27 protein-coding genes and 1 pseudogene are annotated in these 23,781 nt (G+C 36.5%); 26 read left to right on the plus strand and 2 right to left on the minus strand.

Annotated features, from left to right (window positions below; genetic code table 11):
* Positions 1-6: 6 nt before the first annotated feature.
* Together accD and IGI58_RS11950 are read left to right on the plus strand one after the other, a co-directional pair.
* Positions 7-873 carry an acetyl-CoA carboxylase, carboxyltransferase subunit beta gene (gene accD / locus IGI58_RS11945; RefSeq protein WP_225532770.1) on the plus strand — a complete coding sequence of 289 codons (867 nt, stop codon included), beginning with the start codon at positions 7-9 and terminating at the stop codon, positions 871-873.
* Between the two features lies 1 nt (position 874).
* The gene (locus IGI58_RS11950; protein WP_225532771.1) at positions 875-1,660 is read left to right on the plus strand and encodes an acetyl-CoA carboxylase carboxyl transferase subunit alpha; all 786 of its coding nucleotides are present in this window, start codon (positions 875-877) and stop codon (positions 1,658-1,660) included.
* A gap of 308 nt (positions 1,661-1,968) precedes the next feature.
* Here the strand turns inward: IGI58_RS11950 and IGI58_RS11955 are convergent, their stop codons facing one another.
* Positions 1,969-2,361 (minus strand): VOC family protein, encoded by a 393-nt coding sequence (locus tag IGI58_RS11955; protein ID WP_429953230.1) that lies wholly within the window; start codon positions 2,359-2,361, stop codon positions 1,969-1,971.
* Between the two features lie 217 nt (positions 2,362-2,578).
* Between IGI58_RS11955 and IGI58_RS11960 the strand changes: the two genes are divergently transcribed.
* The 12 genes and pseudogenes from IGI58_RS11960 (at position 2,579) to IGI58_RS12015 (ending at position 14,138) form a co-directional block, all read left to right on the plus strand.
* Complete coding sequence (locus IGI58_RS11960) at positions 2,579-3,106, plus strand: YqeG family HAD IIIA-type phosphatase (RefSeq protein ID WP_225532773.1); 528 nt, start codon at positions 2,579-2,581, stop codon at positions 3,104-3,106.
* Positions 3,103-4,218 (plus strand): ribosome biogenesis GTPase YqeH, encoded by a 1,116-nt coding sequence (gene yqeH / locus IGI58_RS11965; RefSeq protein WP_429953229.1) that lies wholly within the window; start codon positions 3,103-3,105, stop codon positions 4,216-4,218. Before IGI58_RS11960 ends, yqeH begins: the two co-directional genes overlap by 4 nt.
* Positions 4,219-4,249: 31 nt before the next feature.
* Positions 4,250-4,561, plus strand: a complete 312-nt coding sequence (gene yhbY / locus IGI58_RS11970) for a ribosome assembly RNA-binding protein YhbY (RefSeq protein WP_087639270.1) — start codon at positions 4,250-4,252, stop codon at positions 4,559-4,561.
* Between the two features lie 19 nt (positions 4,562-4,580).
* Complete coding sequence (locus IGI58_RS11975) at positions 4,581-5,225, plus strand: nicotinate-nucleotide adenylyltransferase (RefSeq protein WP_225532776.1); 645 nt, start codon at positions 4,581-4,583, stop codon at positions 5,223-5,225.
* Positions 5,215-5,820 (plus strand): bis(5'-nucleosyl)-tetraphosphatase (symmetrical) YqeK, encoded by a 606-nt coding sequence (gene yqeK / locus IGI58_RS11980; protein WP_429953228.1) that lies wholly within the window; start codon positions 5,215-5,217, stop codon positions 5,818-5,820. The genes IGI58_RS11975 and yqeK overlap by 11 nt, the downstream gene beginning before the upstream one ends.
* 7 nt (positions 5,821-5,827) lie before the next feature.
* Positions 5,828-6,166: a ribosome silencing factor gene (gene rsfS, locus IGI58_RS11985; protein ID WP_087639273.1), complete on the plus strand. Its 339-nt coding sequence runs from the start codon at positions 5,828-5,830 to the stop codon at positions 6,164-6,166.
* Position 6,167: 1 nt separating this feature from the next.
* Complete coding sequence (locus IGI58_RS11990) at positions 6,168-6,905, plus strand: class I SAM-dependent DNA methyltransferase (protein ID WP_225532778.1); 738 nt, start codon at positions 6,168-6,170, stop codon at positions 6,903-6,905.
* Between the two features lie 105 nt (positions 6,906-7,010).
* Positions 7,011-8,180, plus strand: a complete 1,170-nt coding sequence (locus IGI58_RS11995) for a nucleotidyltransferase (protein WP_429953227.1) — start codon at positions 7,011-7,013, stop codon at positions 8,178-8,180.
* 95 nt (positions 8,181-8,275) lie between these two features.
* Positions 8,276-8,995, plus strand: a complete 720-nt coding sequence (locus IGI58_RS12000) for a YebC/PmpR family DNA-binding transcriptional regulator (RefSeq protein ID WP_087639276.1) — start codon at positions 8,276-8,278, stop codon at positions 8,993-8,995.
* A 752-nt stretch (positions 8,996-9,747) separates the two neighbouring features.
* Positions 9,748-11,997 (plus strand): annotated as a pseudogene (locus IGI58_RS12005) (hypothetical protein).
* Between the two features lie 60 nt (positions 11,998-12,057).
* The gene (locus IGI58_RS12010) at positions 12,058-12,798 is read left to right on the plus strand and encodes a WxL domain-containing protein (RefSeq protein ID WP_429953226.1); all 741 of its coding nucleotides are present in this window, start codon (positions 12,058-12,060) and stop codon (positions 12,796-12,798) included.
* 242 nt (positions 12,799-13,040) lie between these two features.
* Positions 13,041-14,138: a DUF916 and DUF3324 domain-containing protein gene (locus IGI58_RS12015; RefSeq protein ID WP_429953225.1), complete on the plus strand. Its 1,098-nt coding sequence runs from the start codon at positions 13,041-13,043 to the stop codon at positions 14,136-14,138.
* A gap of 281 nt (positions 14,139-14,419) precedes the next feature.
* Here the strand turns inward: IGI58_RS12015 and IGI58_RS12020 are convergent, their stop codons facing one another.
* Positions 14,420-14,980 (minus strand): YdcF family protein, encoded by a 561-nt coding sequence (locus IGI58_RS12020; RefSeq protein ID WP_429956322.1) that lies wholly within the window; start codon positions 14,978-14,980, stop codon positions 14,420-14,422.
* 179 nt (positions 14,981-15,159) lie between these two features.
* Here IGI58_RS12020 and IGI58_RS12025 point away from each other — a divergent pair, with 179 nt between their 5' ends.
* The 12 genes from IGI58_RS12025 to IGI58_RS12080 all read left to right on the plus strand — a co-directional run bounded on the left by IGI58_RS12025 (position 15,160) and on the right by IGI58_RS12080 (position 23,752).
* Entirely contained in the window at positions 15,160-16,026 is an 867-nt protein-coding gene (locus IGI58_RS12025; RefSeq protein ID WP_429953223.1) for an aminoglycoside 6-adenylyltransferase, read from the plus strand.
* Between the two features lie 407 nt (positions 16,027-16,433).
* Positions 16,434-17,906 (plus strand): L,D-transpeptidase family protein, encoded by a 1,473-nt coding sequence (locus IGI58_RS12030; RefSeq protein ID WP_429953222.1) that lies wholly within the window; start codon positions 16,434-16,436, stop codon positions 17,904-17,906.
* Between the two features lie 63 nt (positions 17,907-17,969).
* The gene (locus IGI58_RS12035) at positions 17,970-18,563 is read left to right on the plus strand and encodes a class I SAM-dependent methyltransferase (protein ID WP_429953221.1); all 594 of its coding nucleotides are present in this window, start codon (positions 17,970-17,972) and stop codon (positions 18,561-18,563) included.
* 348 nt (positions 18,564-18,911) lie between these two features.
* Positions 18,912-19,232: a hypothetical protein gene (locus IGI58_RS12040; RefSeq protein WP_429953220.1), complete on the plus strand. Its 321-nt coding sequence runs from the start codon at positions 18,912-18,914 to the stop codon at positions 19,230-19,232.
* Positions 19,233-19,524: 292 nt separating this feature from the next.
* Complete coding sequence (locus IGI58_RS12045) at positions 19,525-19,764, plus strand: hypothetical protein (RefSeq protein WP_429953219.1); 240 nt, start codon at positions 19,525-19,527, stop codon at positions 19,762-19,764.
* 317 nt (positions 19,765-20,081) lie between these two features.
* Positions 20,082-20,843 carry a tandem-type lipoprotein gene (locus tag IGI58_RS12050; RefSeq protein WP_429953218.1) on the plus strand — a complete coding sequence of 254 codons (762 nt, stop codon included), beginning with the start codon at positions 20,082-20,084 and terminating at the stop codon, positions 20,841-20,843.
* On the plus strand, positions 20,836-22,104 hold the full coding sequence (locus IGI58_RS12055) for a hypothetical protein (protein ID WP_429953217.1): 1,269 nt from the start codon (positions 20,836-20,838) through the stop codon (positions 22,102-22,104). The genes IGI58_RS12050 and IGI58_RS12055 overlap by 8 nt, the downstream gene beginning before the upstream one ends.
* Positions 22,105-22,107: 3 nt before the next feature.
* A complete protein-coding gene (locus IGI58_RS12060) occupies positions 22,108-22,479 on the plus strand; it encodes a hypothetical protein (RefSeq protein WP_429953216.1) in 372 nt (123 codons plus the stop codon).
* The gene (locus IGI58_RS12065; RefSeq protein ID WP_429953215.1) at positions 22,472-22,750 is read left to right on the plus strand and encodes a hypothetical protein; all 279 of its coding nucleotides are present in this window, start codon (positions 22,472-22,474) and stop codon (positions 22,748-22,750) included. The genes IGI58_RS12060 and IGI58_RS12065 overlap by 8 nt, the downstream gene beginning before the upstream one ends.
* 52 nt (positions 22,751-22,802) lie before the next feature.
* Positions 22,803-23,057 carry a hypothetical protein gene (locus IGI58_RS12070; protein ID WP_429953214.1) on the plus strand — a complete coding sequence of 85 codons (255 nt, stop codon included), beginning with the start codon at positions 22,803-22,805 and terminating at the stop codon, positions 23,055-23,057.
* 212 nt (positions 23,058-23,269) lie between these two features.
* Entirely contained in the window at positions 23,270-23,506 is a 237-nt protein-coding gene (locus IGI58_RS12075) for a recombinase family protein (RefSeq protein WP_429953213.1), read from the plus strand.
* Positions 23,507-23,572: 66 nt separating this feature from the next.
* Complete coding sequence (locus IGI58_RS12080) at positions 23,573-23,752, plus strand: 2-hydroxymuconate tautomerase (protein ID WP_069662156.1); 180 nt, start codon at positions 23,573-23,575, stop codon at positions 23,750-23,752.
* The last annotated feature ends 29 nt before the right edge of the window (positions 23,753-23,781 follow it).

Below are 23,781 nucleotides of genomic sequence, written 5' to 3' on the forward strand. Positions count from 1 at the left end.
AGGTGTATGGCTTTATTTAAAAAGAAAAACTACATTAGAATCAATCCGAATCGCGCGGGGGACCAATCTTCTGTAAAAAAACCAGCAGTTCCTGACAATATGTGGGCCAAGTGTCCATGTTGTAAACGAACACTCTATACAAAAGATATGGGGGCAGAGAAAGTCTGCCCTTATTGTGGTTATAGTTTTAGGATCGGTGCTTGGGAAAGGCTTGCGTTGACGGTTGATGAGAAGAGTTTTGAAGAATGGGATACAGACATTGTAACGAAAGACCCGCTAAACTTTCCGGATTATCTAGAAAAAATCACTAAAATGCAGGAAAAAACGGAGCTTCATGAAGCTGTTTTGACTGGGAAAGCCCGTATTGATGAACAAGAAATTGCGATCGGTGTGATGGATGCTAATTTTATTATGGGAAGCATGGGAACAGTTGTGGGGGAAAAAATCACCCGCTTATTTGAACGAGCAACACAGTTGCGATTGCCGGTAGTCATTTTTACAGCTTCCGGTGGAGCACGAATGCAGGAAGGGATTTTTTCTCTGATGCAAATGGCAAAAATTTCAGCCGCTCTTAAGCGTCATAGTAAGGCTGGGTTGCTTTATGTAACAGTTTTGACGGATCCAACGACTGGCGGCGTTACTGCTAGTTTCGCAATGGATGGCGATATTATTTTAGCTGAGCCGCAAAGTTTGATTGGTTTCGCAGGACGTCGTGTGATCGAACAGACGATTCGTCAAAAATTACCTGATGATTTCCAAAAGGCAGAATTTTTACTGGATCACGGCTTTGTCGATCAAATTGTCGCTAGAAATCAATTACGGGAAGTTCTTAGTAAATTGATAAAGCTCCATACGATGAAAGGGTGGGAATAAAATGGAAAAAACAGCCAATGATATTGTCACCCTAGCCAGAGCACAAGATCGTTTTACATCTTTAGAATATATCGATGCAGTTTTTGATGACTTTATGGAATTTCATGGCGATCGCTATTTTGGTGATGATTTAGCAGTTGTCGGTGGTATTGCGACTTTAGATGAAAAACCGATCACTGTAGTCGGCATTCAAAAAGGGCGTAATTTACCAGAAAATATTGATCGCAATTTTGGTGCGCCGCATCCAGAAGGATATCGGAAAGCCTTACGATTGATGAAACAAGCAGAAAAATTTGGTCGCCCAGTGATTACTTTTATTAATACGGCGGGTGCTTATTGCGGGATTGAAGCAGAGGAACGCGGTGAAGGTGAAGCAATTGCCAGAAACTTATTGGAAATGTCTGATTTAACAGTTCCGATTATTGCCATCATTATCGGTGAAGGCGGCAGCGGCGGTGCTTTGGCGCTTGCTGTAGGTGATGAAGTTTGGATGCTGGAGCATACGATTTATGCGGTATTGTCTCCAGAAGGATTTGCTTCGATATTGTGGAAAGACGGTAGTCGTGCAAAAGAGGCAGCGGAACTGATGAAAATCACAGCAAATGAGTTAAAAGAATTGACGATCATTGATCGAGTGATACCAGAAGAAATGAATGGTGAAGCTTTAGAACAACCTCAAATCAATCGAATGATTCAAAAAGCACTTATTAGTAAATTAAAAGAATTAGCCCAACTTGATACAGAGACGTTACTAGAAAAACGTTACGAACGTTTCCGTAAATATTAAGCCAAAACGGGAATGTGACTGGTTCGAGCAATTGTAGTAAAAATAGAACAGTCCGTTTTTTGTATTGCTCAGTTTTTTGAAATTGCCGAGGAACCTGACTTTTGGCTATTATTTATCAAGAATTAGAGAGGTTGAGACAGAGGTGTTCAACTCTGAGAAATAAGAAAGAATTCACGGAAATTGATCTTCAAATTTTTGTGAATTTCAGCTTATATCCGAAGGAGTTACTTCTGTTCTCACCGTTTATTCATTTTAAAGGGACTGGGTGGTAACTCATAGAGTTATGTCCCAGTCCCTCGTTTTTTCCATCAATCACTGTAGACTTCTGAGATCGACCAGATAAAGCCAAAAGGATCTTTGATATTTGCTACTTTGAATTTGTTTGGAACAATGGTTATAGGCATTTCTAAAGTACAGCCGGCATCAAGACTTTTTTCTACAAGTTCGTCAACATTGTCACAGATGAGTTGGATGCAAAATGGTGTGCCGTTTAACGTTAAAGGAGACTTTGCTTCGGAGCCAGGTTGCTCATCTGCTAATGCGAATAAACTTTCACCGATACGAAAGCGAGCAGAACTGCCTTCCTCTGAATGATTCAGTTCGATTCTTTTAGCATTAAACAGCTCTTCATAAAAGTTTATGGCTGTCTCTGTTTTTGGAACAAAAAGATTGATAGATGCTTTTTTGATCGTTACGCTCATTGAGATTCCTCGTTTCATTTTGTTTAAAAAAAGTGTACCATACAAAGTGAAAACAAGGGAAAACGATTGCTTATAACAGAAATTATGTATGAATGAATTTCTGATTAGCATTTATAGAAATTTTTAGGAAAATGCAGTATAATACATACTTAAGGAGTGCTGGTCTAGTACTCCTTTCATTATGAGAAAATTCATCGTGAGGATGAAAGGAGTTTCTATGTTTTCAAAATTTAAACCAACATGGATGGTTGATGCGATCTATAAAATCACCCCGAATCAATTAAAAAAAATGGGGATCAAAGCGGTCTTAACAGATTTAGATAATACATTGATTGCCTGGGACAACCCTGACGGCACAGAAGAATTACTAACGTGGATCTTGGAGATGAAAAATGCTGGGATTCCAGTTGTAGTTGTGTCTAACAATAAATCCAGCCGAATCAAACGAGCTGTCGAAAAATTTGATCTAGCGTATGTATCAAGAGCTCTGAAGCCTTCTACAAGAGGATTTAGAGAAGCTGAAAAAATGTTGAATTTAAAGCCAAGTGAGTTAGTGATGGTGGGCGATCAAATCATGACAGATATCCGCGGTGCTAATGCAGCTGGGATCAGAAACATTTTAGTACGTCCTATCGTAGATACGGATGGCTGGAATACACGAATCAATCGATTTTTTGAACGTAAAATCATGAAACACTTAGCGAAAAAGCACCCAGATATGGTGTGGAAAGGCGGACTAGAATGAGTGAACTTGAAGAAATTCACTGTATAGGCTGTGGCGCAGTCATTCAAACAGAGCTTCCTGATGAATTAGGTTATACGCCAAAAGCGGCGTTAGAAAAAGGCTTGGAGACAGGCGAGGTTTATTGCCAACGCTGTTTTCGCTTGAGACACTATAATGATATTCAAGATGTTCATTTAACTGATGATGACTTTTTACGTCTGTTGAATGAGCTAGGTCGTGAAGATGCTTTGATCGTGAACGTCATTGATATTTTTGACTTCAACGGGTCACTGATTCCAGGTCTGCATCGTTTTATTGGTGATAATCCAGTATTGATGGTGGGCAATAAAGTCGATATCTTGCCAAAATCATTAAAGAAACCGAAAATGATCCAGTGGATGAGAGAACGGGCGCATGAAGAAGGATTGCGTCCAGTTGACGTATTATTGACAAGTGCGAAGAAACCACAGGAAATGGAAAATTTGCTTGAAACGATCGAAAAACATCGTGAAGGTAGAGATGTTTATGTAGTGGGGGTGACCAATGTTGGGAAATCAACACTGATCAATCAAATCATCAAGCAAACGGCTGGTGTGAAGGATGTTATCACAACGTCGCAATTTCCAGGGACAACATTAGATAAAATCGAGATCCCGTTAGATGATGGTCATTTCTTGATCGATACGCCAGGAATCATTCATCGTCACCAAATGGCTCATTATCTAGGTAAAAAAGATTTGAAATTGATTGCTCCGCAAAAAGAAATCAAACCAAAAGTTTATCAGTTGAACCCAGAGCAGACCCTATTCTTGGGTGGATTAGCTCGTTTTGATTTTGTTCAGGGGGAACGTAGTTCATTTATCGCTTATGTTTCTAATGATCTGTCTATCCACAGAACGAAGTTAGCAAAAGCAACAGAGTTTTACGAAAAACATGTTGGCGGATTGTTACAACCGCCGCGCCCAAATGAAGTGGCAGACTTTCCAGAGTTGGTTCGCTTTGAATTTTCGATCAAAGAAAAAACAGATATCGTCTTTGCAGGGTTAGGTTGGATCACTGTGACGCAACCTTGTGTAGTTGCAGGCTGGGCTCCCAAAGGCGTCGATGTTTTAAGAAGAAAAGCATTGATATAAAAACGAGTGAACATAGAGAGAAGGAAAATTAGTGGAATTAAGAGGAAAACAAAAGCGTTATTTACGTAGTCAAGCCCATCATTTACAACCAATCTTTCAAATCGGTAAAGGTGGATTAAATTCAGCGATGGTCGTACAGATCAACGAAGCACTAGAAAAGCGCGAACTGATCAAGGTCACATTATTACAAAATACAGATGAAATAGCTGAAGAAGTAGCAGAATCTTTAAAAACTGAGATTCATTGCGACATCGTTCAAATCATCGGTCGTGTACTCGTTTTATTTAAACCATCATCAAAAGAAAAATACCAAAAGATCTCTAAAGAAGTTAAAGCAATTTAAACCTTGGAGGGAAGTAAAAATGGGGACAAGTACGAATGCTGCATTGAAAACGCAAGTGATTGTTGAAGAAGCTGAATTATTTCAAAAACGAAAGCAAGTAGGAATTTTAGGCGGTAATTTTAATCCAGTTCATACAGCTCATTTAGTGATGGCTGACCAAGTGCAACAACAGCTTGGTTTGGATAAAGTTTATTTGATGCCGAGCTATTTGCCGCCGCATGTGGATGAAAAACAGACGATCGACAGTGAGCATCGCTTAAATATGCTGGAGTTAGCGATTGCTGACAACAGCAATTTAGCGATTGAACCAATTGAGTTATTTCGTAAAGGCAAAAGTTATACCTATGATACGATGAAGGCCTTGACCCAAAACAATCCCGATACAGATTATTATTTCATCATTGGTGGAGACATGGTAGAATATTTACCAAAGTGGTATAAAATCGATGAATTATTGACACTTACCAATTTTGTTGGGATTCGCCGACCTAATTATGGGACGATCACACCGTACCCGATCATTTGGGTCGATGTTCCGCAAATGGATATTAGTTCGACCTTGATTCGTGAAAAAATGAAAAATGGCTGTTCGACTCGTTACTTACTGCCTGATAGTGTGATACACTATATAGAAGAAAAGGGGCTGTATGTCGATGAAATTTAGCGGAGCTTATACATCCTTAAAACGAGAAGAACTAATGCAAAAAGTTCAAATGCGTATGAGTGAACGTCGTTTTTTACACGTATTAGGTGTGGAAGAAATGGCTGTTGCCTTAGCAGCTAAATACGGTGCTTCCGAAGAAAAAGCCAGTATTGCAGCTTTGACTCATGATTATGCAAAAGAACGTCCAGATGAAGAATTTGAATTAATTATTCAGCGGGATGGATATGATCCTGAGCTTTTAGCCTATGGAAACGCAATTTGGCATGGGTTGGTCGGTGCTAGTATGGTGGAAAGAGAGCTTGGTATAGAAGATGAAGAAATTCTTCAGGCGATTCGTCTTCATACAACAGGTGCTGCTGAGATGAGTTTGTTGGATAAGATCATTTACGTTGCTGATTATATTGAACCTGGTCGAGATTTTCCAGGAGTGAAGGAAGCAAGAGAATTAGCTTTACTTGATTTAGATCAAGCTGTTGCTTACGAAACGAAGCATACACTGATGCATTTAATTGAAAAAGAACAAAAAATTTATCCCAAAACAATTGAAACATACAATTATTGGGTAAGTAAGAAAAGAGGAAAAGATCATAGATAGTCAACAGATATTAGAAATCGCTGTAAAAGCAGCGGATTCAAAACGTGCAGAGGAAATCGTCGCTTTAGATGTACATGAGATTTCACTTTTAGCAGATTACTTCATGATTTGTGAAGCCACAAGTGAACGTCAAATCAACGCTATTGTGGAAGAAATCATTGAAAAAGAAGAAGAAGCGCAAGTAGAAGTAAAAAGAATCGAAGGGAAAGATGGCGGGAAATGGGTCTTGATTGATCTAGGTGAGATCATTGTCCACGTCTTCCAATCATCAGAGCGTACTTTTTATAATCTAGAAAAACTTTGGTCAGATGCACCAATGGTCGATCTTCACGCTTGGGTCGAGTAACATGGCGTATGAAACATTTGCTTTTGTATACGATGAAGTAATGGACGACAGTCTTTATGACGAATGGCTGGCTTTTTCAAAGCGTCATTTACCAGAAGATAAAAAAGAGGTCTTAGAAATGGCTTGCGGTACAGGTGCATTGGCTGTGAATTTTGCGAAGGCGGGTTTTTCAGTAACGGCATTGGATCTATCTGAAGAAATGCTGATGATGGCAAGCAAGAGAGCGGCAGAAGAAGAGGTCCATATTCAGTTTGTTCAAGGGAATATGATGGATCTATCTGAAATGGGCCAATACCAGGCAATCACCTGTTTCTCTGATTCTCTATGCTACATGGAAAATCGTCAGGAAGTTCAGCAAGTCTTTGATGATACCTATCAAGCGTTGGAAGAAGAGGGTATTTTTATTTTTGATGTCCATTCTGTTCATCAAGTAGATCATGTGTTTCCAGAGTATAGCTATCATTATCAAACGGAAGAGTTTGCTTTTTTGTGGGATAGCTACCCTGGAGAAAAAGAACACAGTATTGAGCATTTTCTGACTTTCTTTGTGAAGGAGCATGAGAGTGATGAAGTGTTTATTCGTCAGGATGAACTTCATAAAGAGCGGACATATTCTATGGATAATTACTTGATGATGCTTGAAAGTGCGGGATTTGCGAATGTTGAAGTTTATGCTGATTTCACAGATGAAGCACCCACAGAAGAAAGTAAACGCTGGTTTTTTGTCTGCCAAAAATAAAAAGATACTTAAGATCGACGTGTGAGCAGTGTGAAGCTTTTGAGCTTTTTCCTGCTCTTTTTTTATAAGGAAAGTAAAAATAATCTGAGTAAAGGAGAAAACGAAATGAAGAGCTGCGGTATCATCGTTGAATATAATCCTTTTCATAATGGCCACCAGTATCATACAAAAATGGCTCGGGAACTAAGTCAAGCGGATGTAGTGATTGCTGTCATGAGTGGAAATTTTTTGCAAAGAGGAGAGCCAGCGATCATCGATAAATGGACGAGAGCAAAAGAAGCGCTAAGTCATGGTGTTGATTTAGTGGTCGAACTGCCATTTGCTTATGCTGTGCAATCGGCAGATTATTTTGCTAGGGGGGGCATCAAGCTTCTTCATGCGCTGGAGTGTGATTCATTATGCTTTGGTACAGACGATCGCTCTGAGATGGATTATCAAAGATTTGGTGCGTTTGTGAAAGACCACCAAACTGAAATCGATCAGCAATATCAAACGATCAAAAATAATGGGATGAGTTATCCACAACAGATGACAGAAGTTTTTCGCAAAATTTATCCTGAAAACGGACTTAATTTTTCTACGCCAAACCATATCTTAGGCCTAAGTTATGCAAAAGAAAATGCTCATTATGATAAACCGATGGTGTTATATCCGCTAAAACGAGAGCAGGCTGGCTATCACGACTTGAAGATACATAGCCGATTTGCTAGTGCAACGGCGATTAGGCAAGCTGTTTTTGCTAATGAACTTTCAGGAATCAGACAAGTTTTACCTGAACAAGTAAGTAAAGATCTGGAACAAGCTGCTATCGTGTCATGGGAAAATTATTGGCCGTTATTGAAATATAAATTGATCAGTAGTTCAATCGAAGAGTTGCAGGAGATTTATCAAATGAAAGAAGGCATTGAATATCGCCTAAAAGAAGCTGCCAAGGATGCTGATTCTTTTTCTGTATTTATAGAAAAAGCAAAAACAAAGCGTTATACTTGGACACGTTTGCAACGTTTAGCAACTTATATTTTAATTAATGCAAATCAACAGGAAATCGAAGCTTCCTGGCGCCATAGTCATTTACATGTATTAGGTTTTACAGAGAAAGGACAGCAGTATTTAAAAGAAAAGAAAAAGACCGTATCGTTACCCTTGATCACTAAAGTATCTAAAACTTTGAATGATCGATTGTCATTAGATATCCGTAGTGATCAGATTTATCGTTTAGGAAATACTGCTATTTCGGAACAAAATTTTGGTCGAAGTCCAATCCGTTTGCCATAAAAGCAAAAAAGACTTAACAAAAGTTTGATTGACAAGTATAATAAGAAAGGCGCAATAATCAAAAAAACTATAATGAATGAAAGCGAAGTGAGAATATGGGTCGTAAGTGGGCAAATATTAAAGAGAAAAAAGCTGCCAAAGACGCAAATAACAGCCGAGTTTATGCAAAATTCGGAATCGAGATTTACGTAGCAGCGAAATCGGGTGATCCTGACCCTCAAGCAAATCAAAAATTACGGTTTGTTATCGAGCGCGCAAAAACATATAATGTACCAAAACATATCATTGATCGAGCAATTGAAAAGGCGAAAGGCTCAGGAGACGAACAATACTCTGAGTTACGCTATGAAGGCTTTGGTCCAAATGGATCGATGGTGATCGTAGACGCACTGACAAATAATGTGAATCGTACAGCTTCTGATGTGCGTGCAGCTTTTGGTAAAAATGGTGGAAATATGGGTGTCAGTGGTGCTGTTGCTTACATGTTCGATCATACAGGTGTGATCGGTTTTGCTGGTGATGATGCAGATGATATTCTTGAATACTTGATGGAAAAAGATATCGATGTTCGTGATGTAACAGAAGAAGATGGACAAATCATTGTTTATACTGAGCCTGAGGATTTACATGCAGTGCAAGAAGCATTAAAAGAAAAAGGCATCGAAGAATTTTCAGTGGCAGAATTAGAAATGATTGCACAAAATGATGTCGAGCTGTCTGGAGAAGATCTAGAAAAATTCGAAAAAATGATTGATGTGCTGGAAGATTTAGATGATGTTCAAAAAGTATACCACAACGTTGACTTAGGTGAATAAGGGATTTTTTAACAGAATGATACAAAAGCCGCTTTGGTTCTAGCAATAGGAGTAGTAGCCGAACAATATGTTTTTCGTCTTGCTCGTGTGTTGCAAAATTGCTGAAGAATCTGACTTTTGAATATCGTTTATAAAGAAAGTAAAGACCTGAACAAAACTAGAATACAGTTTTGTTCAGGTCTTTTTTTGTACCTAAAAAGAAGACAAAAAAACCCTTCATACACACACTATATGAAGGGAAACACAATATGAAAAACTAAGAACAAGAATATAATATCACTTTCTTTTTAAATTCTCAAATATTTAGCATTTTATAGAAATTTTTGAGAATTTATAAGATGAAGAAATCTATTTATATAATCTTTCGTTATTTAATTGAGTGTGTTAGAAAAGAAACCATAGCGTACTATATTATAAAATAATTTTAAATATTCTTTTTATGTTTCATTTATAACAAGTATTAATCAATAAATAATCCTAAAAAAAACAAAGCGTAGCATAAGGAAATCAACCTCAAAATATAAGCTGTTATTAATAGAAATTATTCTTCGATTTCTGTTTCAATTATTTTACTTTATCATTTTAGCAGTATAGAATCTATGTAAAACTATTGTTTATATAGATAACTAAATAACATTTAGATAATAAAAGCGGCTGTGAAAGTAAATTTGGTTAAGGGGGAGAGGAAGTTGAAAAGAGTAGGAACTGTTTTGTCTTTATGTGTTCTGCTATTATTCGTCATTGGAGATTCTATTCGAGCAACTGCTGATGAGAGTCAGACTACGCTTCAGACAACTTCTACAGAAAATTTGAATGAATCAACAGAACCATCCAATGAGATATCATCAGAAATAAACATCCAATCAACGAATCAAACAGAGGAAACAATCAATAGCGAAGAAGAAGTCGTAGAAAATGAAACCGTTCCTACAGATGTCAAAGAGTATGTGGCACCAGATCCTCGAACAGTTTCTGTCGGAAATAGTACGCTCAGTTCTTCGGTAGCCAGCGGTTCATATGGACAGGATATCGTTACGATTTCTTATGAATACAGTATCACCTTGATTGGACTGGCTATCAATGATAAACCTATTATTGCTATACAACTACCATCTGAGATCGCTAACCAAATAAACAACGATGTCACAAAGCAGCAGGATTTTTTAGCTTTACTCACAGGGACAGTCAGCTATCCTGGAACCACAAATCAAGATATCCATAGTACGACGAATTCAGTCAGTTTATCCTACAATAATGTTTATAATTCCATTTATGTGACGTTTCCAACGAGTTCATTAGTTTTACTTCCAGGAACTAAATGGTCTGTTTCTCTCTCCTTTGATGTTGGTGCGATGTATAAACGGGGGATCTCGATTCCAGCAGCCACAGGGGCAAATTATCCGATTCGAGGAACCTTTACAGATGTCGGCACAGGGTTAGGGGCAATCAGTATCATTGTCGGAAACAATACTAAAACAGGGACGATCAATAAAACGCCGTTGGTTTTAGGCACATATCCAGTGCCGCGTGTCACGCCAGCTAGCGTCAATGCACTTTCCCATCTTCAAACAAATGTGACCGGGAATATCCAGCAGACATAAGACAGTGGCTATAATTATACCGTTCAGCTCACTATCAATCATACAGATGGGACAACGACACCGATTATTGTTAACAATATACCAGTAGACAGTTCGGGAAACTTTAGTACAACATTATCTTCTGCGCTTGAGTATGGTGATACGCTATCTTCAATCGTTTATGCTAGATCCAAAACAAATACGGATTATGTTCAAAGTGCATCTTCAACACTTCGAACAGTGAGCTGGACGATCAATCCAGTCAGTGCTATCACAGCAGTCGGCGGGACAACTCAATTGTCAGGAACAGCAACACAAACTTCACTGGGCAATTATCAAGTGAAATTACAAATAAACAACGGTACGACCTATACTACTTCTTTAAATGCTAATGGAAGCTTTCTGTTTTCTGGGTTACCCACTTTCCAAGGTGGAGAATCTGTCAAAGTCTGGATCCAAGGTCTAAGTACACGTACAGGGGCTCAGCTTTTAGCAAGTAGTGATTTCATACGGACAGTTCCTTATCCAATTCCACAAATCTCACTCGTTCAAACGATTGAACGTAGAAATGCTCAAGGCAATTGGGAGTCTGCATCATCGGTCGTTACGGGTCAAACTGTTCGTTATACCTTGACGGCTACTTTAATTAATCAACCGGCAACATGGATGAACCAACAATTGAAATCGTCGATTCCAGCCGGTTTAACGCAATTGAGTGCAGCAACGTTGACGAAAAAATCAGCAGCTGGTGTCAGTACACCAGTCTTGGGTGTTCAGCTCTTAACAGATACGAATTCAAATACACAATATTGGTATTATCAAAATACATTAGCAGCGAATAATTTTACTGAAGCCAATACCAGTTTTATCTTGCAATATACAGGAGTTGTAGCTGATGGAGCTGTAGATCAAACCCTTGCATTTTTAGATACGATCAACGGGAGTGATGGTGGAGGAACAGCAATTCCTACACAAAGCAGTACCACTTCTACAACAGTAAAAAGCGGTGCATTACGATTTGTTCAGTCTCCTACACAAATTTCATTCACTAAAATACCGATTCCAAATAAAACAACTGCTTACAGTCCTAGTAATATAAACGCTCCTCTTGTTATTGCAGACGGCCGTGTGACAAAAAGTCAATGGCATTTGCTTGTTAGAGAAAGTCAAGCGATGCACTCGACAACAACAAGTAAAACAGTCAATCAGGCGTTTGCTTACCGGAAAAGCGGGGTTGATTATCCGATTACTACGTTAGCTTCAGAAGTGTATGCCTATACAGCAGCAGATGATACGAACGTTCAGATCCCTTGGAATCAGCAGAATGGACTGTTTTTAAAAATAGGTCCAGATATCAATATAAATGTAAATGAGGCATATACAGCTGAATTACAGTGGATTTTATCTGATACACCAATTTAAATTGCTTTAGCTTCTTTAATCAGGAAGTTAAAATAAAAAAATGGAAAGAAGGAAGTAAAAATGAAAAAGGTATTCTTTATCTCAGGCGTGTTTAGTGCATTAGCGATTTCTTTTAGTTTCTTTGGTGGAAGCAGCGTTGAGGCAGCACAAGCAGGTACGATCAAATCAAATGCAGATATTACATTCGCTTTAGACAATTCAACAACGTCCCCAGTGAATCCAACCGATCCGACACAACCTGTGACACCAAATCCAGCAGATCCTCATCAGCCTGGAACCGCAGGCCCATTGAGTATCGACTATGTTTCTAACTTTCATTTTGGCACACAGCAAATTAAACCGGGAAGTGCTACATACTATGCCCAACTGGATCAAGTTCAAAATAGTGGAGGAAATCTTATCAGTGTACCAAACTATGCGCAGGTAACAGATAAACGTGGGTTGAATTTAGGTTGGAAGTTATCAGTAAAACAAGATGCACAATTTGCGACAAGCGATACGACGCCAGCAGTTTTAGATAATGCTGTTTTAAGCTTTCTAGCAGCGACACCAAATTCAACTCAGTTGATTGCTTTAGCGCCAGTTTCAGTACCAGTGATCTTAGACCCAACAGGTGCTGCAACGTCTCGAGTGGCAACTGCTGCAGCTTCAACTGGGATGGGTACTTGGACGCTTGCCTTTGGTACAGGTGCAAGTGCTGCACAAGGGGTGCAATTAACAGTACCTACAGCAACCAAAAAGGTAGCTTCAAGCCAATACAAAACAACACTGACTTGGATTTTAGATGATACACCATTATAGGTAAGAAAGATTTAAGTAATTTCTGAAAAGAGGTTGAGACAGAAGTGTTTAATCCCGAGAAATAAGCAAGAATTCACGAAAATTGCTTTCCAAACTTTTGTGAATTCTTGCTTATTTCCGAAGGGATTGCTTCTGCTCTCACCGTTTATCCGGATTACAGGTGTCCAGGATTTGACTCGTAGAGTTATGTCCCAGTCCCTTTTCAATTACATAATTAAAGGTATCTAAAAGGAGTTTTTATGATGACTAAGAGTAGGCTAAAAAAAGGATTCGCACTAATTTTATTCTTTATTTCTTTTGTTGCTGGTCATAATGTCTATGCGAATGAAATGGATTTTTCTGTAAGAGCCATTTTACCGGAAAACCAGCGAAGTCAAGATGCCAGTTATTTCGATTTGAGGGTAATACCCGGACAAAAACAAACGCTCGATATCGAATTGACCAATGATACGGACCATGATATCACGATCATCACTTCTGCCAATTCAGCGATTACTAATGATAATGGAATCGCTGATTACTCTCATAAGAAGACGAAAAAAGACCCATCAGCTGCAATAACGTTTAGTGAAATAGCACAAATGCCGGAAGAAATCGTTTTGGCAAAAAAATCCAAAAAAATTGTAGAATGTGTCATTACAATGCCGGAAAAATCATTTGATGGTTTTGTTTTAGGCGGACTATACTTTGAACAGAAGAAGGATGAGGCAGAAGAAACGAATAAAAATGAAGCCGTAGCTATCGGGAATCGTTTTTCTTACGTCGTTGGAGTTTTGCTGAGTGAAACGGATCAGGAAGTGAGACCAGAGTTAGCTTTGAATGAGGTTAAGACAGACCAGTTCAATGGAAACAATATTGTCACGATGAATATTCAGAATAAACAATCAGCAATGATCAAAAAGCTGCAGGTAGATGCAAAACTTTATTATGAGCAGGAGAAAAAGCCGCGCTATGAAAACCATCAAGAAGCTCTGACAATGGCTCCCAACACCAATTTCAACTATCGAATCGATTTAAAAGAACAACCCTTTGTAGCAGGGAATTATACAGTAAAAATCAAAGCGAATGATGGTTATAAAGATTGGACTTGGGAACGGAAATTTGACATAAAAGAAAAAGAAGTAAAAAAATATAATGCAACAGCTGTGAATTTACCTCCTGAGCCAAAAAAACAATTCCCTTGGGCGATCGTGATCAGTATAGGAATCGGACTTCTTATAGTTATCGTTGGTATCATTTATTATTTCAAACAGAAAATGAAAAAGACACAGCAAGTGCACCAAGAAAAATATGATGAATTGAAAAAGAATCTCGATCAATTAAATGAAAAAGAAAAATAGATAAGTCCGAATATATCACGTAACTTAAAATAGTTAAACAATAGTAACAGAATGCAAACATAAATATCACAAATTCTTCACAGTTGAGCAGTATTATTAGTTCATACAAAACAAACAACCCTAACAAAACACTTTTTCATTTTTAACTCCTTGCCCGCCCTTCCCCGAGGGTGGGCTATTTTTTATTAGATTTCCGTTTATTAAAAAAATCATCTGATTTATCTTTTGACATACGAGATAAACCAGATGAAGCAGAAATAATAGTATTTAATTCGTAACGATCAATGATCAAAAATTAGGCCGTATCCTAAGGCGCAAACTTCTCTAATATAAGTTTTGATTTTTGCTGAGGATCTTGAAACAGCTGGAAGCCCGCTAACACTAGAAATTCCTAAGCGTTTGGCTAATAATTTTGATCGATAGATATGAAAATCGCTAGTTACGATGACCGTTTTGCTGAGTGATTGTTTTTTTTGTGCATTCTGAATGTTTTCTTTGGTTCGGGTAGAGGTATCCTCTTTTAAAATTTGAGTGTCGGGAATTCCCTTGACTCTTAAATATTCAGCCATGACATTCGCTTCACTATCAGGTTCATCAGCTCCTTGGCCGCCGCAGACGATCACTGTTGCTTCTGGGTGCTCCTTCAGATAGGGAACCGCGGCATCAAGTCTTTCTTTTAAAACAGCACTTGGATAGGCATTATCTTTTGAAGAACCTTTGACTTGCGCACCTAAAATCAAGACAGTATCTGGATTCTTTACGGGTTGATCCTTTGTTCCGCTAAAAATCATTGCTAGAACAACGGCAGCATATATTGTTCCAATACCAATTATTATGACCACGATTTGTCTCATCCTTTTCACCATACCACAACCTTTCATTATTCAGTTTAGTAGATAAACGAAAGTAGTGGCAGGCAATTTATTTTATTTAAACTATTTTTAACTTTTTTTAGAAAAGCATAATATCGTTAGTCATTTATAGTACACTATATATGACTTGAATGAAAGGGGAGAGACATATGAGAACAGAGCAAGAAATGATTCGCTTGATTTTAGATACCGCTAAAAATGATTCTCGAATCTTAGCTGTAGGAATGAATGGTTCAAGGACAAATCAGCGGGTGCCAAAGGATACATTTCAAGATTTTGATATTGTCTATATCGTTGATGCTGTTGCTCCATTTATTGAGGATCAAGAGTGGATCGATCGCTTCGGTACACGTTTGATCATGCAGACGCCAGAAACTATGACGTTGTTCCCTGCGACTAAAAATGGACGTTTTACATATTTAATGCTTTTTGAGGATGGAAATCGGATCGATTTGACTCTGTGTCCAAAAGAGCAGGCAAACAATTGGAATGAGGGAGACCGTTTGGCGGAAATCTTATTGGATAAAATACAGATACTGCCTATTTTATCTCAAGCGACAGATCAGGATTATTGGGTCAAAAAGCCGACACAAGAAGAATTTTTGGATTGCTGCAATGAATTTTGGTGGGTGAGTACTTATGTAGTCAAAGGACTGTGCCGAAATGAATTACTGTATGCTGCTGATCATCTATATGAACATTGCCGCAAAGAGCTTTTACGATTGTTGAGCTGGCAAGTGGGGGCAGAAAATGATTATGCACTCAGTGTCGGGAAAAACTATAAATACTTGCCGAACTACTTGTCGGATAAGGATAATGAGCTGTTGTCAAAGACGATGAGGATGTCAAATAGTGAACAGCTATGGGACTCTTTGATTTTACTACAAAAGGCATTCTGTTCTTACGCACGAATTTTTTCACAAATGAACCATTTTGGTTATGATCATAGTCAAGCAGAAAAAGTGATGACTTATACAAAAAAACACTACTTAGTATCAGAAAACAAGCAGTACTGATGGAATAGAAGGATAAAAGAACATTAAGAGTTTATTTTACTTAAATCATTTATAAATAATTTGGAAATTAGTGAAAGTTATTAGAAAATGGGCTTTTTTCCTAGCCCTGATGTGTGGTAGAATGATAAGTGCACTGTATCAAATTTTGATACATACGATTTCCTTTATATTTGAAAAAAAGTAAAATTAAGCATTTATACATATAAAATAAATTTTTCTCATATATAAGCAAATTAATTGAAGATTGTCAGAATTTTAACTACACTAATCGAATAAAGCTACTTATTTTATATTCGTGAGATATTTTAAACAATTAAAGGAAGCATGGCTTCTTTTCTGCTATTTTAATTAGGGAAACGTATTGAATCAAAGTCAGCATACAAATCATAAAAAAGGAAGATAGCTCAATGGAAAATGAAGAAACAGTCAGCCGCTCAGCTAAGAATGGAAGAGCCCCTCAAAATAACAATCATTCAAACAAAAAGAAAAACCGTTGGTTAGTACCGGTTGTCGGCTTACTGATTGGTTTATCGTTGGTATTTACAGTTGGTCTCTTTTATTTTCAATCTCATTTTTTCGTCACTGCTAAAGCGAATGGTGTAGATATCGGGTTCTTGAGTGTCAAGGATGCAAAGAAAAAATTAGAGGAATTGAACAAGTCTGAGCCAGTAGTGATCAAAGCTGACGGCAAGGAAGAAACGATCGAATTACCTGAAAAGTATGAGATCACAGAAGAATATTTGAAACAAAGCATCAGCAATCGTTCCATCAAATTGCCAATCAATGAAGATTATAAAAACGAGCTGAAAAATAAGCTGGGTGCACTTTCATTCGCAGAAGGAACACCAAGTCAAGATGCTAAAGTCGAAAAAGTTGATGGTGTGTATCAAATCGTGCCAGAACAGCTTGGAACAACGGTGGATAAGGAAGCATTGATCGCTCAGGTTTTGAAAGACGTTGACGAAAATAAAGGCACCTATGTTTATGATGTGAAAGACTTCTATCAAAAACCTGCTGTGACTAAAGATGATAAAGGGCTGCAGGATAAATTAGCGGTATTATCTAAAAAAGAAAACAAGTCGATCACTTTAGATATCAATGGTGAAAAATTGACACTGACTAAAGAAGAATTACAATCATTTATGAATGAGTCAGGGGATGTTGATCCAAATAAAGTATATGTTTGGGTAGAACAAACAAATCAAAAATATGGTTCGATTTTCAAACCGATCATTTTTACAAACGTTCATGGTGTAACAACGAAATATAAGAATAATGGCAGCTACGGCTGGGATATCAATATGCCGCAAACAAGAGATTTGATCGTTCAAGCAATCAATAGTGAAAAAGAAACAGAAGAAATCACTGTACCGATCGATGGAGATGTTACTCAATCATCAACGGTCAATAAAGATTATGTTGAGATCGATTTAAATGATCAAAAAATGTACTTCTTTAAAGATGGTGCTAAAGTCGTTGAAACCGATGTGATCACTGGTCGTTATAATAAAGGAACGGCAACTGTTCCTGGTTTCCATACGATTTTATATAAAGACACAGATACAAAACTAGAAGGTGAAATGCTGGATGGTTCAGAGTATAGTGTGCCAGTAAAATATTGGATGCCATTGAAGAGTTATGGTGGTGTAGTCACACAAATCGGTATTCACGATGCTGATTATAAAGCTGAATACTTTGGAAACAAAGAAGCCTATAAAACAAACTTCGGAAGCAACGGATGTATCAATACACCGGGAGACGCGGTTGCTCAAATCTTTAATGGTGCGTATGCAGGAATGCCAGTCATTATTTATGGACATATCTACGATGATGCTCCAGGAGAATTTGATAAACCAGTTGATTATGGTGAACCAGCGTAAGAGAAAAAAGAAGTCCTTTATGGGCTTCTTTTTCACTAGCATAGGAATGGAGGAAAATGAACGATGAGTGTGTTTGATCGAATTGCTTCACATTATGATTCACCAAAACAATTAGAATTAGCTCAAACGATTCTAAACGAACTTGAAAGGCATTTAGGACTGACAGCTGGAAAAACACTTTTAGATTACGGCTGTGGCACTGGCTTGATCGGGTTACAATTAGCTGATCGATTTGAACATGTACTTCTTGTGGATCCATCTAAAGAAATGATCAAAATCGTCGATCAAAAAGTTGAACAGATGGAACTAAAAAATACTAAGACAAGTGTAGACTATTTTTCTAGTGAACATGTTCTGCAACAAAAAGCGGATGTGATTATTGTTTCGTTGGTTCTGCTGCATATCCCAAATACACAAGAAATTTTAGAAGCTCTGTACCAAGTGTTAACGCCAAAAGGAGCTTTATTGATCGTTGATTTCGATACGAATGAAAAGGTCAGTCATGAGAAGGTCCATAATGGTTTCGATCAAGCGGAACTAAAAGCTGAACTAGAAAAAATTGGCTTTCAGACCGTTCAAAGTAAAACATTCTATCACGGAGAAGAATTGTTTATGAGACAAGATGCTTCAATGTTTCTTCTTCGTGCTGAAAAATAAAATAGAAAAGAGGATAAAAATATGCCATTTGTACATGTAGAATAAATGGTATAGTTGTCATATTTATTGATATATAAGTTTTTTCGTTGGAAATAAAAGTATAGATTGTGCAGTTTGTGTGCTGATAGGTATACTTTTTTTCTAAAAATTTAGGGTGAGCTACATTACCATGTTTTTTATAGAACGTCAATCCATTGAAGAGATAGCTATTTGATAGTTATCTCTTTTTGTTTTATTTAAATGAGAATAGAATTGAAAATTTTTTGAAAAAGACTTGATGAAGTGTTTGAATAGAGTTATCCTATTGATGCAGCGATTTGAAAAGGTTTACAAAAGAGGGTGATTAAAATGTCAACAACAGCTAAGATTAAAAATGCTTTAGTAGCAATGTTAAACGAGGAAGAAAATAAGGCAGGGCTTACATTTTCAGAGGTTTGGGATAAATTGGAACAAACAGATTTTAAAAATGAGCTTTATAACTCAAAAGGGGAAAAGTGTAGTGGAACATTAATCGGATTAACAACTCGTATCAAGCAGAATAAAGTAGAAGGTATTAAAGTAATCAAAAATAGTAATCAGCTTGTGTACGTTTCAAGCAGTAATGAGATTGAATACTTAGTCAATTTAACTGAAAAATACTTACAACAAGCAACAATTAGAAACTGCTGATTACAGCAAAGAACATGCAGAAATTATTAGAAAATATAGCGATTTACTTACTCAATTACAGAATTTTGGTAAACATCTGAAAAAGGAAGGAATTTGAAGATTTAGATTTGATAGAAAATGATTGGAAAACTAATTATGTTTCTGTAGCAACAATTAAAGATTGATAGTTCAATTTTAGATTCTTTACAGAATCGTACTAATGAAGAAGCATTAGCGTTAAAACAACGATTTAAAGTAGCATTTGAAAAGAAAAATCTTGTCTATGAAGATTTTATATAAGAGGTGAAGGAGGATGAATATAGATAAAAATTGGGATAAGCTGTTAAGTAGAACTAAGACTAATACTGAACAGAAATTCAAACAAAAAAAGGAAGTTAAAAATATAGATAGCATCGTTAAAGAGTTAGTATTAGATGCGGATGTCGATGACGATAATATTTGGAATTATATCTATTATCTTAAAAGTGGAAATGATTACATATCTTTTAATGAGTATATTTTAGCACATGCTCTAAAATGTAGCATACACTAAAACATACAAATACATATTAAGATATTTTAATGAAGCAGTGAACAGTCAAGCTATGGAGGTAGCTTAACTATTTACTGCTTTTAATTTTTTTTGAAGAGTATCTTATGAAGAGGATGAAAATAACTATCTTCAAGTAAAAAATTATACTATTACTGAAATGATAGTTATGATAAAATTATTTATAACAAAGTGAGTTTAAACGAGGAATAACGATGTGTTTTAGGAAAAAAGCAAGGATAGAGCATGAATAGCGCTACTTTTTTGTTATAATAAATAATAGACAATAAATTTCATTCTGTTTAGAAGGAGTTACTATTTTGAAAAAGATATTTATACTTTTAGGAGGACTTATAATTATGAGTGGTTTAACTGGTTGTGAAACAAAAGATAAAGCAGAAATTGAACAAAGTTTTGATAAAGTGTTAGCAATGTATCCAACACCGAACTTAGAAGATTTTTATGATAGAGAAGGGTACAGAGATAGTGAATTTGATGACAACGATAAAGGAGTTTGGTTACTTCATTCTAGCATGTCTATTAGTACATCAGAAGACTCTGGTTTAGCATCAGAAGGCATGGTATTACGTATGAATCGAAATAACGGAAAAGCAAAAGGGTATTACTATACAATAACCTTCTGGAATGATTCAAGTAAACCTAAAGGTGAAAAAAGATATCCTGTAACGTATGACGAAAATGGATTTCACTTAACGGAAGAGATAAATGATGAAAAATTAAAAGAAAAAATCATGAATTTTCAGTTTTTTGTTCAATATGGGAACTTTAAGAAACTAGATTCTTATGAGAATATCAGAAAAATGTACAACCCAGAAGTACCAATGTATGAATTGGAGTATCAATTAACAAATGAAGATGAGAATGTTAATGCATTAAGGGAACGATATAATATTCCTACTGAAAATACCCCTATTCTATTGTTAAAAGGGAACGGAGATTTAGAAGGAAGCTCTGTAGGATATAAAGAAATAGAAATACGTTTTTCTAAAAATCCTAGTATAGTGTTTGATGATTCCATTGATTATCAACCGTTATCAGAGGAGGATGTTATAAATGAGTAAATATACTATAAAAGATAAAAATCTTAAAAAAGACAGTGAATCGACTAGTGCGGTTTCTACAATTTCTTATGAAGTAGAGAATGCACATGTAAATAAAGTCGAAAAAAAAGATATAGATAAACAAATATATGATTTACAAAACAAAAATAAATTTCCCTCTAATCTACAGTATATAGACTCATTCTATGACTCTAAGAACAGTTCAAGTGGTGTCGCCTTTTTGGATAAAAACACAGGGAAAGTGGTCGTAGGATTTGCTGGCACAAATTGGGATAATGGAAAATTAGAAGGTTTAAAAGATGTCGGTCAGTGGGGCAATATCGCTACTACGGCAAATAGTCCGACAGCTGATTATTTTAATTCCAGCAATACTTTTATGACGGGCTTAAAAGACAAAGGATATGACATAGATACCGTTACAGGTCATTCTTTGGGTGGACGAAATGGAGCAATTATGGGGATGGCACATGAGGTGCCGAATATTGTATTGTATAATTCCGCTCCATTAATGAATAGCCTTTTTCGTGTTCCAACGCCCAATAATTTAGCAAATATGAACGAGTTAAAAAATATGATTAAGCTATACGAAGGGAATCTGATATATTTTGTTTCTGAAAATGACCCGTTAAATTTGGCTGCTGGAATTGGTAATACCAGTTTATATCCAGGTAAAATCTATGTCATGAAAAATGGAAAAGCACATGACGTGACAGGATTTTTAACAAAAGAAGAACAGGCATTTATTCGTAGTCATACACCAGACTTGAATAAAATCGCTCTTGCTGTACAAAAAGTTAAGGACAATACCAGTAAAAAATTAAATGATTTAGTGAATTTACGTTTGAAATTTTTGAAAAGTGGTGGAGGTCTATCTGCTTCAGAAGAAATTTATTTGGATGCCTCAGAGGCATTGATTATAACGCAAGGAATGAGTGATACACTTCAAATTGAGATTGATGATATCAAAACAATGTACCGAGAGGCACAAGATGATGCAGATACTGTATGGACAAATACGTTAAAAATGGGTGATTCTATTGGAGCGACTTTGACACAAGGAGAAGTATTAAGCGCATTGAGTGTTGGAGGAGCAACGGAATCGTTTGAACGAACGGAACCTAAGCAAGAATATGAACAAAAGATAGCAGAATTAACGTCTATCCAAAGAGAGTATACAGAATTTATTGGACAAGTGAAGTCCGCCATCAATAAACAAGTTGAAACTGACCAAAGCTTAGCTCGTCAAATAGGGAGGGCATAGGTTATGGAAAAAGTATATTTACGAAAATTAGAAGACTTGGAACTAGAATACGAAAAGAAGCAGAGAACAATTGAAGAATCCATAGAAGAGGTTCTGTATGATAAACGGCAATTTAATAGAGAATTGGAAAATCTGTCAGAAAATTATCGCTATCATTACCAACAAGCTAATTTTAGTGAACCAATCGCTATGAGAACTGTCTATCATTTACTAGAACAATGTCAAGACGAGGGGAATAGAGTTGTAACTCAGACTGTCAGAGATTGGGAAGATGAGAAAGAAGAAAATAGAATTAGTTATCGGAAAGAAATGCAATCGATAGAAGACGAACTTACCCTTTTTAAAGAAAAAGAAAGAGGACAAGAACATGAGTAATGAAAAAATGAAGTTAGAGTTAGAACGGTTAAAAAAACAACTGGAAAAAGTCCTAATCAGTACCTGTGTTGCTCCCCCAAGTGTACAAACAACAATTACTAAAAAAGAACTTGTTAAAAGTATGGGACAATCCCGAATGGAGCGATTAAAAAGCAATAGTTCAAACTATATGTCAAATTTCCAATCGTCCGCCAAAGGTGCTTGGGTAACAAAAGCAACGGAAACGTTGGAAACTACCTCAACAAAATTAACAGCAATAGCAACTAAATAACCAATTAATCCCCTGTTATTTGGCGAAATTAGAGTAAAAAGGAGTGTTTCTAATGGACGATAAAGAACTAGAACAGCGCAAAGAAGAACAACGTCAAAAGATTCGTGAAATTGGGCAGAATGCCCGAATCAAAAGTTTGGAAAGCCAATTAAAAACAGAAAAAGAAGCCAATAAGCATTTTGAAAAAATCGGAAAAACGTTGGAAGAAATGCAACAAGTGGTTGATTCTTGGGACAGGAAACATGAGAATACGCCCGAAAAAAGACGAATAGACTTTCATATCATTAAGCCAACAGATTCAAAATGAATCTGTCCAACAAGACTTGTTAGATAGTTAAGGACAAGGAGCAAGATAATGATAAAATCTGGTAGAAAATTGAGAGAATCAAGCAGACTATTTTTTATAACTATTGACTTCTATTTAGTTTAGAAAAATATTTTATGAAACATATTCTTCTTGAAATAATAGTATTTGGAATAGTGTTAAATACTAAAAAAATTATTTCAAGGAGGATTTTTATGAAGAAAAACAAAACTGTAGGGTATATCCGTACCTCAAAAAATAGCCAAAATTTAGGGATTGAGGTACAAAAAGAGGCTTTAGCAAGATATGAAATTGATGAATTATTTATTGAACAAATTTCAGGCAGAAAAGAGAACCGTGTTGAATTAAACAAGGCATTAGAAAGTTTAAATATTGGTAATGTAAAAAGTTTGTATTGTCAATGGATAATCGTCGTAAGTGCTGATTTATAGCGGCTATAACAGCTTTTTTATATAGAGTCAAGAGATATAAATAACGTAGAATAAGGGGAGATTATTATGCCATTTGTACATGTAGAATTAATTGAAGGACGCTCTGAAGAACAATTGACGAATATGGTGAAAGACATTACAGAAGCTGTTGCAAAAAATGCTGGTGCGCCGAAAGAGAATATTCATGTGATCGTGAACGAGTTAAAAAAAGATCGTTATGCTCAAGGCGGCGAGTGGAAGAAATGATCTGTTTGAATTAATGCTTGCTTTTTATT

The organism is Enterococcus sp. AZ020, from assembly GCF_050499205.1.
In the GTDB taxonomy this organism is placed as follows: Bacteria; Bacillota; Bacilli; order Lactobacillales; family Enterococcaceae; genus Enterococcus_L; species Enterococcus_L dunnyi.